The sequence below is a fragment of the Campylobacter pinnipediorum subsp. caledonicus genome, assembly GCF_002022005.1.
Taxonomy (GTDB): Bacteria; Campylobacterota; Campylobacteria; order Campylobacterales; family Campylobacteraceae; genus Campylobacter_A; species Campylobacter_A caledonicus.
Genome location: NZ_CP017258.1, coordinates 860905 through 875376, shown reverse-complemented (window position 1 = coordinate 875376; position 14472 = coordinate 860905). Strand labels below are relative to the sequence as shown.

Annotated in this window: 16 protein-coding genes and 1 pseudogene; 8 read left to right on the top strand and 9 right to left on the bottom strand. The window is 30.7% G+C overall.

Going from position 1 to position 14472, the window contains the following annotated elements; genetic code table 11:
* Positions 1-7: 7 nt before the first annotated feature.
* From pepE to CPIN18021_RS04390, 9 genes are all read right to left on the bottom strand, one after another.
* Positions 8-706 carry a dipeptidase PepE gene (pepE, locus tag CPIN18021_RS04430; RefSeq protein ID WP_078423322.1) on the bottom strand — a complete coding sequence of 233 codons (699 nt, stop codon included), beginning with the start codon at positions 704-706 and terminating at the stop codon, positions 8-10.
* Between the two features lie 3 nt (positions 707-709).
* Complete coding sequence (locus tag CPIN18021_RS04425; protein ID WP_078423321.1) at positions 710-2035, bottom strand: amidohydrolase; 1326 nt, start codon at positions 2033-2035, stop codon at positions 710-712.
* A gap of 30 nt (positions 2036-2065) precedes the next feature.
* A complete protein-coding gene (locus tag CPIN18021_RS04420) occupies positions 2066-3301 on the bottom strand; it encodes a M20 family metallo-hydrolase (RefSeq protein ID WP_078424506.1) in 1236 nt (411 codons plus the stop codon).
* 178 nt (positions 3302-3479) lie between these two features.
* A complete protein-coding gene (gene nfsB / locus CPIN18021_RS04415; RefSeq protein ID WP_226995998.1) occupies positions 3480-4139 on the bottom strand; it encodes an oxygen-insensitive NAD(P)H nitroreductase in 660 nt (219 codons plus the stop codon).
* A 14-nt stretch (positions 4140-4153) separates the two neighbouring features.
* Positions 4154-5479, bottom strand: a complete 1326-nt coding sequence (locus CPIN18021_RS04410) for a cation:dicarboxylate symporter family transporter (RefSeq protein WP_078423319.1) — start codon at positions 5477-5479, stop codon at positions 4154-4156.
* Complete coding sequence (locus CPIN18021_RS04405; RefSeq protein ID WP_069632135.1) at positions 5479-5967, bottom strand: peptidylprolyl isomerase; 489 nt, start codon at positions 5965-5967, stop codon at positions 5479-5481. Before CPIN18021_RS04405 ends, CPIN18021_RS04410 begins: the two co-directional genes overlap by 1 nt.
* Positions 5968-5986: 19 nt before the next feature.
* The gene (locus CPIN18021_RS04400) at positions 5987-6694 is read right to left on the bottom strand and encodes a YebC/PmpR family DNA-binding transcriptional regulator (protein WP_078423318.1); all 708 of its coding nucleotides are present in this window, start codon (positions 6692-6694) and stop codon (positions 5987-5989) included.
* A 77-nt stretch (positions 6695-6771) separates the two neighbouring features.
* Positions 6772-7455 (bottom strand): cysteate racemase, encoded by a 684-nt coding sequence (cuyB, locus tag CPIN18021_RS04395; RefSeq protein ID WP_078424505.1) that lies wholly within the window; start codon positions 7453-7455, stop codon positions 6772-6774.
* Positions 7456-7578: 123 nt separating this feature from the next.
* Positions 7579-7884, bottom strand: a complete 306-nt coding sequence (locus tag CPIN18021_RS04390; protein WP_078423317.1) for a c-type cytochrome — start codon at positions 7882-7884, stop codon at positions 7579-7581.
* Positions 7885-7961: 77 nt separating this feature from the next.
* Between CPIN18021_RS04390 and gmhB the strand changes: the two genes are divergently transcribed.
* From gmhB to CPIN18021_RS04350, 8 genes and pseudogenes are all read left to right on the top strand, one after another.
* Positions 7962-8468 (top strand): D-glycero-beta-D-manno-heptose 1,7-bisphosphate 7-phosphatase, encoded by a 507-nt coding sequence (gene gmhB, locus CPIN18021_RS04385; protein ID WP_069636851.1) that lies wholly within the window; start codon positions 7962-7964, stop codon positions 8466-8468.
* The gene (rfaD, locus tag CPIN18021_RS04380) at positions 8465-9454 is read left to right on the top strand and encodes an ADP-glyceromanno-heptose 6-epimerase (protein ID WP_078423316.1); all 990 of its coding nucleotides are present in this window, start codon (positions 8465-8467) and stop codon (positions 9452-9454) included. Before gmhB ends, rfaD begins: the two co-directional genes overlap by 4 nt.
* The gene (rfaE1, locus tag CPIN18021_RS04375) at positions 9447-10844 is read left to right on the top strand and encodes a D-glycero-beta-D-manno-heptose-7-phosphate kinase (protein ID WP_078423315.1); all 1398 of its coding nucleotides are present in this window, start codon (positions 9447-9449) and stop codon (positions 10842-10844) included. The genes rfaD and rfaE1 overlap by 8 nt, the downstream gene beginning before the upstream one ends.
* Positions 10844-11413 (top strand): D-sedoheptulose 7-phosphate isomerase, encoded by a 570-nt coding sequence (gene gmhA / locus CPIN18021_RS04370; protein ID WP_078424504.1) that lies wholly within the window; start codon positions 10844-10846, stop codon positions 11411-11413. The genes rfaE1 and gmhA overlap by 1 nt, the downstream gene beginning before the upstream one ends.
* 235 nt (positions 11414-11648) lie before the next feature.
* The gene (gene leuB, locus CPIN18021_RS04365; RefSeq protein WP_078424503.1) at positions 11649-12710 is read left to right on the top strand and encodes a 3-isopropylmalate dehydrogenase; all 1062 of its coding nucleotides are present in this window, start codon (positions 11649-11651) and stop codon (positions 12708-12710) included.
* Positions 12710-12955: a tetratricopeptide repeat protein gene (locus CPIN18021_RS04360; protein ID WP_069632143.1), complete on the top strand. Its 246-nt coding sequence runs from the start codon at positions 12710-12712 to the stop codon at positions 12953-12955. The genes leuB and CPIN18021_RS04360 overlap by 1 nt, the downstream gene beginning before the upstream one ends.
* A 188-nt stretch (positions 12956-13143) precedes the next feature.
* Positions 13144-13308, top strand: a pseudogene (locus tag CPIN18021_RS09195) (CiaD-like domain-containing protein); the annotation flags it as partial.
* Entirely contained in the window at positions 13274-14389 is a 1116-nt protein-coding gene (locus CPIN18021_RS04350) for a tRNA nucleotidyltransferase/poly(A) polymerase-related protein (RefSeq protein ID WP_078424502.1), read from the top strand. The pseudogene CPIN18021_RS09195 and the gene CPIN18021_RS04350, both read left to right, overlap by 35 nt.
* Positions 14390-14472 lie beyond the last annotated feature (83 nt).

The window sequence follows — 14472 nt, the reverse complement described above, 5'->3', positions numbered from 1 at the left end:
AGTTCCTTTATATTTTGATTTTATCACCTACTTTTATAAAAGTATTCTCTTTTTTATACTCAAATTTAATCAAATCAGCATAGCCTATAACTTCCACTTCATTATCATTTATCAAAAGTCCAGTTCCCTCAGGCATAGCATACACAATACTATTTTGATTTACTATCAAAAACTCTTCCAAACGCTCTTCTCTACTCTCTCCATTATGGCCTTGTATCTTACCGCTTATAAAATGTGGATTTATCTGATAAGGAAAGATGTTTAAAGAATCAAATGATTTTGGCATTATTATTGGCATATCATTTGTAGTCATCATGCTACTACCAGCTATATTTGCACCAGCAGACCAGCCAAAATACAAACAACTATCACTTACGGCTTGTTTTATCGCATCTATTAGATTAAATTTATAAAGATAGTGCATTAAAACAAAGGTATTTCCACCACCAACAGCTATTGTTTTTGCGTTTTTTATAGCAGATATTTTGTCATCATATCTATGTATGGATTTGATATTTTTATTTTCTAAGCAAGTTATAACTTTTTGTTCGTATTCTTCATTATTTCTTCTTACACCAGCATAAGGTATAAATAAAATTTCATCATCTTTTGCGCTACCTAAAAAATCATTTATCCAGCCCTTACTGTGAGTTAAATAACCAGTGTCTTTGTAGCTTGAAGCACTTAAAAGTAAAGCTTTTTTCATATTTTATCCTTTATTATAAATTCCGTTTGTTTTATAAATAGCTCTTAAAAATACATCTATTCCGACCAACAAAGAGTCCTCATCAAAGTCAAATTTATAGTTGTGATGTCCTGCGGCAAGTGTAGTTCCTATCATAAGATAACCACTTTTTCCACCGCTTTTTTGCACACTTTGCATAAAATGAGCGAAATCTTCACAAGCACCAAAATCAAGTTTTTGAACTATTTTTTCATTTTGAACAAAAGGTGACTCTTTAGCACACTCTTCATACAAATAAGTCACTTCATCATCGCTATCACCACCAGAAGTTCCACCAGTATGCACAATCTCATAATCCACACCATAAGCCAAACAAACACCTTTTATTATATCAAAAGATTTTGCTTTCATAAACTCATTAAGTTCTGTTGTCTCTCCCCTTGTTTCGCAGGCAAGATAGGCATTTGGAGCTATTACGTTTCTTCCTTCTCCAGCTCTTAAAATACCAACATTTACCCTTGTAACACCATCACTATGTCTTGTTATACCGTGCATATTTAAAGCTATTTGAGCTGCAGCAAGTAATGCATTTGCTCCGTCTTGTGGTGAACCAGCTGCATGTGCAGAACGACCTTTTAAAACTATATCAAACTTACTTGTAGCAAGAAATTTATTAGTCCCACATATAATACCGCCCATATCTTTTGCTTGAAATCCTATGTGTCCGCCAAATAAATAATCAACACCATCTAAGATGCCAGTTGGCTCCATACCAACAGCTCCCCTAGTGCCTTCTTCTGCTGTTTGAAATATAAACCTAAATTTACCATTAAAATCATTTAAATTTTCAGATATAAGCTTTGCTAACAACAACCCTATAGTAATATGGCCATCATGTCCACAAGCGTGAGTTATACCATTTATGTCAGAACTAAAACCATCTACAAAAGGTCTATGGTCACTATCTTTACTCTCCGTAACATCAACACCATCTATATCAAATCTAAAAGCGATAAACTTACCATCTCTACCGGTATCTATATCAGCAACCAGTCCAGTTAACCCATCTTCCATAATGTCTAGATATTTAATCTGCTCTTTATTTAATAAACTTTTTGCTCTTTGTATAGCTTGTTTGCAATTTTCATCACTACCAAGCCCAGTCCTTTCTTCTGGCACGATAATATCTCGCCCCATTTTTAGGTTATATCCAAGCCTACTCATTTTATCAGCTATAACAGCCGTTGTAAAAAAGGTAAACCAACCAGTTTCTGGATGAGAGTGAAAAAATCTTCTACACTTAATACTCTCATCTTTTAGCTCTAAAACCTTTTTAGATATATCATCCATTTTATTTACCCCGTTGTAAAATCTTTTTTACTATAAATTAGCCAAACTAAACATAGTTTTAGCTAATAATTCAGCGCCCTTAAAAGCATCATCAAAATTTATATCCTCATTTACATTATGGCTTATCCCATCTTTGCAAGGTATAAATATCATACCGACAAAATAAGCTATGCCCTTCATATGCATAGCATCATGCCCTGCACCACTTGGCAATACAAGAGTTTTTATTTTTAATTTTTCTGCTTGTTCTTTCATTAATTTTATTATTTTTTCATCTAAAACAACCGGTGTATCTTTTGTAAGTTGCAAAAGTTCGAAATCACAAGCCCTATTTTTACAAATTTCTACTATGCAATTATAAATTTCGCTATCAAGTTTTTGTAGTTGCAAACTATCTATATCCCTTATATCTATACCTAAAACACACTCTTGCGGTATAACATTTAAAACTCCAGGAGAAGTTTTTACATATCCAACGGTGGCTACCGATGTTTTATGTGTTTTTGCGAGTTTTTCTATATTTAAAATTATTTCACTAGAACAAACCAAAGCATCTTTTCTCATATTCATGGGAGTTGCACCGCTATGATCAGCCTTTCCTTTAACTTTTAACTCATATCTTATAGGTGCTGCAATCCCGCTAACCAAACCAACAGGAATATTATGCCTTTCAAGAACTGGACCTTGTTCTATGTGAAGCTCTAGGTATGCTAGGTATGTGCCATTTTTTAAAATGCACTCTTGTAAATTTTCTGGATTTAGATTAAAATTTTTCATAGCATCAAAAACACTTATACCATTATCATCTTTTAAATCTTTAAGCTTTGCTATATCTAGTTTTGAACTTATTATTTTACTACCTATCGTAGCCATTTTAAATCTACTTGACTCTTCACAAACAAAAACGATAAGCTCCAATGGTCTTTTTAGCTCAAGACCACTCTCTTTTATGCTTCTTATGGCTTCAAGTCCAGACATAACACCCAATGTTCCATCATAAAAACCACCATTTGGAACGCTATCTATATGAGAACCAACACTAATTGCGGATAAATTTGGCTCTTTTACATCATCAAACCTAGCGTACATATTTCCAACATTATCAATTTTTATTTTAAGTCCGGATTGTTTTATGAGTTTTATGAGATATTCCCTAGCATCTTTATCTTCATTACTAAAAGCTAAACGAGTAATTCCTTTATCTTTTAAAGCACCAAATCTAGATATTTCTTGAAACTCTTCTTTAAGTCGTTTTGTATTTATCATAAAGGAATCCTTGTGATTTAAAATCAAAATAATCTAAAATAAATAAACTAGAAATTTGATTTTATAAAATACAAACATAATCGAAACTTAAAGATATAAAAATAAAAAGATATTGTAAAATTTTAAATTACAATATGAGACATAATCTAAAAAATTACAATATTTAAAGTATAAAAAATTAATTTTTTCTTATTATTAAATTCTTTTTCAGGCGAGATTTTGGAAGAGTATAATTAAAATCTCCATTTTCTTTTTTATAGCCTAAGGCTAAGATAATTTGAGATGTATATCCAAGTTCTCTAATTTTAAGCTCATTATCTAAAGCATTGGAGTCAAAGCCCTCTATAGCTGTTGTATCTATACCAAGGGTAGCAGCTGCCATCAAAACGCTACCCAAAGATAAATATGCTTGTTTTGCATGCCAATGAGCTTCATCTTTTAAATCAAATCTATGAAAATTTAAAAAATATTCCCTAGTTTGCCTAACCTTGTCTTTAAACTCAGGCTTTAAAAAGCGACCATCGGCATCTTCTTGTTCTATTACATTTTGCAAATGAGCATCTTCTACAAAACACTTAGAACAAAAAACTATAATATGAGAAGCATTTTGGATCTTTTTTAAGTTAAACTCAAACTGACCCTGTGTAGCTTTAGAAATTCTAGCCTTACTTTCATCATTACTTGCTATCACAAAATATAAAGGTTGTAAATTTGTACTAGTTGGTGTTAATTCCAAAATACTTTCTATTTGATCAAAATCTTCATCAGAAATTTTCTTATTACTATCAAATACCTTTGTCGTATAACGCTCATTCATAATATCTCTAATACTTCTCATATATATTCCTTTATTTAAACTTTAAACTCAAATTCCTTAGGATTATCAAGAGCATACTTAAATTTTGCAAGATCGACTTTTTTATCCCACATGGATATGACAGCACAACCAACGGCATTACCGCATAAATTTCCAACAGCACGCATTTCTGACATAAATTTATCAACACCAAGTAAAACAGAAACAGCAACAACAGGTATACCGGTATTTGGTAAAGCAGCAAGTGTTCCGGCCAAAACAATAAAACCAGATCCAGTTACTCCAACTGCGCCTTTACTTGTTATCATTAAAACAATGAGAACACTAATAAGGTTTTCAAAACTAAGAGGCACATCAAAAGCTTGAGCCAAAAATATCACACTTAAGCTAAGATATATATTTGTGCAATCTAAATTAAAAGAGTAGCCAGTAGGTATTATAAGTCCTACAGCACCACGATTTATACCAGCATTCTCCAGTTTTTGCATAAGTGGTCCTAAGGCTGTTTCACTTGAACTAGTTGCAAATACAACTAAAACTTCTTTGGCAATAAACCTCATAAATTTAAATATATTTATCTTAGCAAAATAGCATATAATACCCAAAACCACAAATATAAAAAACAAACTAGATAATGCCATTACAGCAAGCAGTTCCATCATTCCAAGCAAAGAACCTATGCCAAATTTTCCAATCAAATACGCCATAGCAGAAAATGCAGCTATAGGGCTAAAAAGCATTAAAAAACTAAGTAGTTTTAAAACATAATGTTGTATAAATTCCAGAGGTTTTAAACATTGTTTTTTACGAGTTGGGTTTAAAAATGACAAAAATATTGCAACCACAAGAGCCATAAAAAGCACTTGCAGAGTATTTGAATATATAAAAGGACTTATAGGATCGCTAGGAACGGCACTTTTTAATATAGACCACATAGAGCCAACATCTCTATCTATATGTGTATATTTATCAACACTACTAGCATCAAGCTTTGTCCAATCAAGATGCATGCCATGTCCAGGTTTTATTGTTTCTCCAAAAAATATACCAATAGACAAAGCTAGCGTGCTTACTATCTCAAAATATATAAACGATTTTAAACCTATACTACCAAGCTCTTTTAAACTCTCAAGACCAACTATCCCAGAAACTATTGTTAAAAATATAATTGGCCCTATAAGAAGTTTTAGAGTCTTTATAAAATAATCAATCCCAGGCTTACTGCCAACTCCTATGTCTGGAAATTGTATCCCAACAACAATACCAGCTATAATAGCAAATATAACCCAGAAAGCAAGACTTGTAAAAATCTTTAGGATTTTACTGTTCTGTCTTTTATTGACAAAGTTTGCAAAAATCATTATTTTGATAAAATTTCAGCTGAAACTATCTTATTCATAGCTTCTATACTATCTAGAACTTTCAAGCTTTCGTTATCAGCACATTTTCCAAAAACAGTATGTACGCCATCAAGATGTGGTTGAGCACTATGGCATATAAAAAACTGAGAACCACCAGTATCTCTACCAGCGTGAGCCATAGAAAGACTTCCTCTTTCGTGTCTTACATTTTGATTATCACATTCGCATTTGATTCTATATCCTGGTCCACCCATTCCATTTCCATGAGGGCAACCACCTTGTATTACAAAGTTTTTAATCACTCTATGAAAATTTAATCCGTTATAAAATCCTGAGTTTATCAAACTTACAAAATTCATAACAGCCTGTGGTGCTTCTTCGTGGAAAAGCTCAAGCTTTATATCGCCTTTTTCGGTATGCAATACAGCAAATTCATTTTTCTTTAGTTCATCTAAATTTATATCATAAACTTTTAATTCTTCTCTCATTTTATCTCCTAATTTTTTATTATTCTATATTTGTATATACTGATTGAACATCATCATCGTCTTCTAACTTATCAAGAAGCTTTTCTATATCTACCATTTCAGACTCATTTAAATGTATTGTAGAGTTTGGAATATATTGAAGCGAACCTTTTTTAAGTTCAAGCCCATTTTTTTCTATGCCTTCACTAAGAGTTCCAAAACTAGTATATTCACCATAAATAACAACACTATCTTCCTCTACTTCAAGCTCAGTAAGACCAAAATCAATCAAATTTAGTTCTAATTCTTCCAAATCGCAATCAGGCTTTACAATCTCAAAAACGCTTTTTCTTGAAAACATAAAACTAAGACTTCCACTTGGCAATATTTCGCCACCATTTTTATTAAAAATAGCTTTTACATTGGCAACTGTTCTTGTTGGATTGTCAGTAGCACATTCTACTATTATTTGTGTTCCGTGAGCAGCTTTTCCATCATAAAATATAGTCTTTATATCAGAACTATCTTTACCATTTGCTCTTTTTATAGCAGAGTCTATATTGTCTTTTGGCATATTTTCAGCTTTAGCAGCTGCTATTGCTGCACGAAGTTTTGGGTTCATATCAGGGTCAGTTCCACCTTCTTTTGCAGCAACTGTTATAGCTTTAGAAAGTTTTGGAAAAACCTTACTCATTTTATCCCATCTAGCTTCTTTGGCAGCTCTTCTATATTCAAACGCTCTTCCCATATATGTCCTATCCTTAAAATAAAATCCACAAATTATACATCACAGATACTTAAACTTAAAAATTTATATAAAATATACTATTTTTCCAATGCATAATCAACAGTATATTTAGCTAATTCTAACGTAGCATCTATAAAATTATATGGTTTATCCAAATACTCCAAAAACATTGGAATTTCAGTACAAGCAGCTATATAAACATCAGCCTTGATTTCTGAAATAGTTTTATTAAAAAGCGAGATATAATCTTTGGTTTTGCCAGCTTTTACACCCTTGTATATACAGTCCATTAAAGCTTCTTGCTGCTCATTTGTAAAACTAACACTATTTAATCCATTTTCTTCTAGTATCTTGTCATACACCCTACCTTTTTTTGTTCCACTAGTTGCTATAACAGCAATATCTTTTGCATTTGGATATAGTTTTTTTATAGTTTCAACAGCTATTTTTGTTATATATAAAATTTTTACATTTGCTTGTTTTTCAATCTCTTTGGCAAAGTAATGAGCAGTATTACAAGAAATTATTATAGCATCACAACCGGCTGCTTTTAATCTCTTTGCACTCTCAACGAGTTTATCGATAGGACTTTTTTCATTATCTATGATAAATTTTGTTCTATCTTCAATTTGTGGATAACTGTCTATGACTACATGAATATGTTTTTGATCACAAGTGGCTGGGGTTAAAGACACTATTTTATTATAAAGATCTATAGTAGCAAGCGGACCCATTCCGCCTATAATTCCAATTTGCTTCATTGTTACTCCTAAAAATAATTTATGAACAATAAAACAAATTATATCACTTTAATTTTAAAAAATAAAATAAATTTTAAAAATTAAGAAAAATTTCAAAATTAGGTGGAAAAATCCACCCAATTATTATTTTAAAGTCTGTATATACTCAGCAACAGCATTCATATCATCATCGCTAAGAGGTTTTGCAACAGGCTTCATCATAGCACCCATAGCATATTTATTTACGCTACCGTCTTTATAACCTTTTAAAGAAGAAACAATATCTTCTTTTGAAAGCATATTTAAAGGTCCAACTTTATTATTAAATTTCTTTTCCGCTTTAGCTCCATGACAAGCTATACATTTTTTATACAAAGTAGAACCATCAGCAGCAAAACTACAGGTCGCAAACATAGCAATAGCTCCAGAAATAATAAGTAATTTTTTCATACATTATCCTTTTTTAATAAAATGGCTTTTATTGTATAACATAAAAGTAAATATAATTTTTTGGTATAATTTTGATTATGAATAAAAATAAAGCAATATTTTTAGATAGAGATGGCGTTATAAATGTAGATTTTGGATATGTATATAAGCCTGAAAATTTTGTATTTTGTGATGGTATTTTTGAAGCATTAAAGGGTTTTATATCATTTGGATATAAACTGATAATAATAACAAATCAATCAGGAATACAAAGAGGCTATTATACATTACAGGATTTTGAAAACATCACAAATTTTATGATTAAAAAGCTCAAAAATGAAGGAATTTGCATACAAAAAGTGTTTTTTTGTCCACATTCTCCTGAACAAATGTGTGATTGCAGAAAACCAAGCCCTAAAATGATACTAGATGCATCTAGTGAATTTAATATATCATTAAAAGATTCTATAATGATAGGAGATAAAAAAAGTGATATTTTGGCTGGTAAAAATGCTGGTGTTGGGCTTAATTTTTTAATAGACAATATAAATTTTAAAAACGCAAAAGATGTTTTTGATTTTTTAAAAGATAAGGAAAATTTATGAACTTAGATAATAAAAAAATAGTAATTACTGGCGGGGCTGGATTTATAGGCTCGGCTTTAGCACATTATTTTGATGAAAATTTTAAAGATACAGAGGTTTTAGTTGTTGATAAATTTAGAAACAACGAAACATTTAGCAATGGAAATTTAAAGAGTTTTGGACACTATAAGAACTTAATGGGGTTTAAAGGAGAGGTTTTTGAAGGCGATATAAACAGCAAAAAAACTCTTGAAAAAATAAAAAAATTCAAACCAGATATAATCTATCATGAAGCTGCTATTTCAGACACAACAGTAAAAGAACAAGATGAGATAATAAGAACAAATGTAAATGCTTTTGTTGATTTGCTTGATATTTGCAAAGATATAAACTCAAAAATGATATATGCAAGCTCTGCTGCAACATACGGAAACGCAAAAAGTCCTCAAAAAGTCGGAGAGTGCGAAAGCCCCAACAATGCTTATGGTTTTTCAAAACTAAGTATGGACAATATAAGCAAAATATATCTAAAAAAGGGATTGCAAATAGTTGGTCTTAGATATTTTAACGTTTATGGAAAAGGCGAGTTTTTTAAAAACAAAACAGCATCCATGGTTTTGCAATTTGGGCTTCAAATACTCTCAGGAAAAGCACCTTGCCTTTTTGAAAATAGTGATAAAATAAGGCGTGATTTTGTATACATAAAAGATATAATTGGAGCAAATATAAAAGCCATAAATGCAAAAAGTGGCACATACAATGCAGCAACTGGAATAGCAAGAAGCTTTCAAGATATAGCAGATATATTGCAAAAAGAACTTGGCACGAATCTAGGAAATACCTATATAAAAAATCCATTTTTAGGCTCATATCAGTTTCATACACAAGCTGATATTGAGTCTAGCGAGAAAGAGCTTGGATACAAAAGCGAATGGAGCTTAGAAGACGGAATTAAAGACTATCTACCAGAAATAATAAGAATACATAAAGAAGAAATCAATGCATAAAGATGTTAAAATTTTAGTAGTTGGTGATTTGATGCTTGATCATTATATATGGGGTCAGTGTGATAGAATTTCTCCAGAAGCACCGGTTCAAGTTGTAAAAACAACAAACGAAACATATAAGCTTGGTGGTGCTGGAAATGTTGTAGAAAATCTAATATCTCTTGGAGCAAAAGTAAATGTAGCAAGTGTTATTGGAGAAGACAGTACAGGAGAAAAAATAATAGAAATTTTAAGACAAGTTGGTGCCGATACAAGCCTTATTATAAAAGAAAAAGGTCGTGAAAGCTCTATAAAAAGTAGAGTTATGGCATCTCATCAACAAGTTGTTAGAATAGATAAAGAGAGTATCGGCGATATAAATATGCAAGATGATTTTGTCTCTATGGTAACAAAAAATCTTGGCAATTTTGATCTTGTATTGCTTAGTGATTATGCAAAAGGTGTTTTAACAGATAATGTATGTCAAAGTATAATAAAAGAGTGCAATAAGCATAATAAATATGTATTAATTGATCCAAAAGGAGATGACTATACAAAATACAAAAATGCAACACTTCTAACGCCAAACAAAAAAGAGGCTTCTCAAGCAACAAATATAAATATAAAAGACAAAGATAGCCTAATAAAAGCTATAAAAAAACTTAAAGATGAAATTTCACTAAGATATTCAATCATAACACTATCAGAAGAAGGCATAGCACTTTTTAATGAAGACTTAGAAATATTTGAAGCCGAGAGTAAAGAGGTGTTTGATGTTACCGGTGCTGGCGATACAGTACTTGCCACACTTGGATTTATGCTTGCAAGCAATTACGATATAAAAGATGCTATAAAAACAGCAAACTTGGCAGCTGCTGTTGTAGTAGGAAAGATAGGAAGCGCGACAGCTACTTTTAGTGAGATGGAAGAGCTTTTAAGAAGTAGAGCTAATGCTGATTTTGAGCATAAGATAAAAAGCATTGATGAAGCACTTGTAATTTTGTCAAAAAAAGGCAATAAGAAACTTGTTTTTACAAATGGTTGCTTTGATATTTTACATGTTGGGCATACAAAATACCTATCAAAAGCTAGAGATTTTGGAGATATTTTAGTAGTTGGCCTAAACTCCGATGATTCAGTAAAAAGACTAAAAGGGCAAACTCGCCCTATAAACAATCAAGATGATAGAGCCAGCATGCTAAGCTCGCTTGGTTTTGTTGATTATGTTATTATCTTTGATGAAGACACACCTTATGAACTTATAAAAAAACTAAAACCAGACATACTTGTAAAAGGTGCTGATTATAAAGATAAAGATGTAGTTGGTAGCGATATAGTCAAAGATGTAAGATTGGTTGAGTTTGTGCCAAATAAAAGCACAACAAATATAATAAATAGGATAAAAAAATAATGCAAGATATGATAAAAAATGAGTTGCAATCACATATAGATGTTGCAAAAAGAATGCAAAATTTGACAGATGATATAGAAAAAATATCAAAAACAATAACACAAGCGTTAAGCAATGGAAATAAAATTTTAATATGTGGAAATGGTGGTAGTGCAGCTGATGCGCAACACTTTGCAGCTGAACTAATCGGAAGATATAAAACAGAAAGAAAGGCACTACCAGCTATTGCTATCACGACAGATACCTCTGCTTTAACAGCGATAGGAAACGACTATGGATATGATATCGTTTTTTCTCGTCAAGTTGAAGGGCTAGCAAACAAAGATGACGTTTTGATTGGAATTTCAACAAGTGGAAATAGCACTAATGTAATCAATGCTTTTTTAAAAGCCAAAGAGATTGGCGCTAAAACAATAGGCTTAAGTGGTAAAGATGGTGGTAAAATGAATAATATATGTGATATAAATTTCATAGCTCCTTCATCAGATACTCCAAGAATTCAAGAGATGCATATTTTTGTGATACATACAATATGTCAAGCTGTTGATAATTTTTTTAAACAAAATTGATTTAAAATTTTAGTTTTGATAAAATATAATAAATAATTTAAGGTTGTAAATTATGACTGGTAAAGTTTGGAAATTCAAAAACATTAGCCTTAATATAAATTTATTAACAATTAAAACAAAAGTTGTTTTTTGCAAATAGATACCAACAGTTGGATTAACAAAGATAAGATGAGCTTAAGTTTATACAAAAGTTTAGTAAAAAGTTTTTTTGTAGTATAAAATAAGGGTAACATATATGAAAAAATATAAAATTTGTGTTATAAAAGGTGATGGCATAGGGCCTGAGATAGTTGATGAGGCTATAAAGGTTTTAGATGTTGCTTCTGTAAAATTTGGATTTGAATTAGAATATGATCACAAACTTATGGGCGGATGTGCTTATGAAGTTTTTGGAGAGCCATTACCAGATGAAACTATAAATAGCGCATTAAGTGCCGATGCTGTTTTGTTTGGCGCTATTGGTGGTGAAAAATGGGACAATCTTCCTAAAGATAAACATCCTGAAAGCGGACTTCTAAAACTCAGAAAAAGTCTTGAAACTTTTGCAAATTTAAGACCTGCTATTATCTTTGATGAGCTTATAGAAAAAAGCACCCTAAAAGCTGATGTTATAAAAGGTGTTGATATCTTAGTTGTTCGTGAATTGACTGGTGGTATATATTTTGGACAACCGAGAGAGAAAAAAGAAGATAGCGCATTTAATACAATGGTATATTCCAAAGCAGAAATACAAAGAATTTCAAAAGTTGCATTTGAAGCTGCTGTAAAAAGAAATAAAAAAGTTTGCATGGTAGATAAGGCAAATATCCTTGAAACATCAAAACTTTGGAGAGAGGTTGTGTCTGAAGTTTCAAAAGACTATCCGGAGATAGAACTTAGTTTTATGTATATAGATGATGCAACTATGCAACTTATTAAAAATCCAAAGCAGTTTGATGTAATTTTAACAGAAAATCTTTTTGGAGATATTTTAAGCAATGAGGCAAGTATGATGTGTGGATCTATGGGGCTTTTACCTAGTGCCAGTATAGGGAGCAAGGTTGGAATTTATGAACCTATGCATGGGTCTGTACCTGATATAGCTGGTCAAGGTATAGCAAACCCAATAGCTACTATTTTAAGCGCTTCAATGATGTTAAGATATGCTTTAAATGAAAAAGAAGCCTCTTTGGCTATAGATGAAGCTGTAAAAAAGGCTTTATCACAAGGATATAGAACAAAAGATATTTCGGCTTTTGATGCGAAAGAAATTTGCACAACAGATGAAATAGGAAGTATTGTAGCAGGACTTATTTGATGTTAAATACAATTACAAAAGCATTAATATATGAATCACAAGGTCTTAAAGATGATGCTTTAGAAGTATATAAAAATATACTAAAAGCAGATCCAAATAATAAAGAAGCAATAAGTGCAGTAAGAAGACTTAGCGGTATAAGAAGAAGTATAAAGATAAAAAATGAACAAATGAAAGATTTTTTTGTTGATATGAGTACCCCTGAGGAAATAAATGAATTTAAAAGGTGGCTTATAAAATTATGAAACTTGATGATATAGCAAAAATGGCAATAGATGAGGTAAATGCTGAACTTGAAAATATACAAGCATTAGAAGAAAAAAAACCTGTTTTTCAGATAAAAACAACAGAAGAGATACAAACAACGCCTACAAAAGAAGAAGTTATTGAAAAATCGGATATAGAGGAAGAAATAGAAAAAATACTACCAAGTGAAGAGATATTTTTAAACAATCTAAAAGAGCGAATAGAAGTTTTATTTGAGGGTCTAAACGAAACCTCTCAACAAAACTTAGAAAATAGACTGGAACTGACACTAAAATTTCTTGAATTTACACTTGCAAATGTTGAAAATAGACTTCAAAATATTACAAAATAAACAATTAAAAGAGATAAAAGATATACTATCACCTTACACAAAAAGAGCCTACCTAGTAGGTGGATGTGTGAGGGATGGTTTTTTAGGAATTAAAAGCAGTGATTTTGATATAGAAGTTTATGATATTTTGCCTGAAAAATTTGAAAAAATTATGCAAAAAATAGGCGCCAAAGGTGTCGGAAAAAGCTACTTTATATACAAATACAAAGAATTTGACCTAGGTCTTCCAAGAACAGAAAACAAAACTGGATTAAAACATACCGACTTTGATGTTTTTTATTGCAATGACACAAAACAAGCTTCAATAAGACGAGATTTTACCATAAACTCAATAATGATAAATATATTCAATGGAGATATAATTGATCACAACAATGGCATAAACGATATAAAAAAAAGAGTTTTGAAACACATAGATAATGATAAATTTTGTGAAGACCCATTAAGAGTGCTTCGAGCAATACAATTTAGCGCAAGATTTGGCTTTAGGATAGATGGAGACACACTAAATCTAATGAAAACTATAAGCATAAAAAATCTAAGCAAAGACAGAATAACAGCTGAACTTATGAAATTTTTCAAAGCCGAGTTTTTGCATATAGGATTTTATTATCTTTATGAATTAAATCTTTTAAAAGAAATTTTTAATTTAAGCATAAAAAATAACGAGTTTATAAGCTTTAGTCGTAAATTAAAACAGGGTCGCAAATTTATAAAAGATGAACAATTTTTTATATATCTTTTGTGCGGGTATTTTAATTTAGATACCAAAGTCTTACTATCAAACCTAAACTTATCAAAAAAATTTGCAAATCTTCAAAAACAAAAGTATTTTCATAAAAAGATAAAAGATATTCAAATGCTCAAAATAGCAACAGATCAACCACTAAATAAATGGCTTGGTTTATATACACCACAAAGGATAAAACAAGCTAAAAAGCTTGGCTTTTTTGATAATAAATTTGATATAAAAATTGATGTAGATACAATTATAAAAAACGGTTTTGAAAAAGAAGAAATCGCGCAAGAAATACAAAAAATAAAGCAAAAAATACTTATTGATTTTTTAAAAAACAGATAATTTTTACTATAAATTATTATATAAATTTTAAATTTAAGTCCATAAAATTATACTTTTTTTATATATAAGCATTTTTTAGGTAA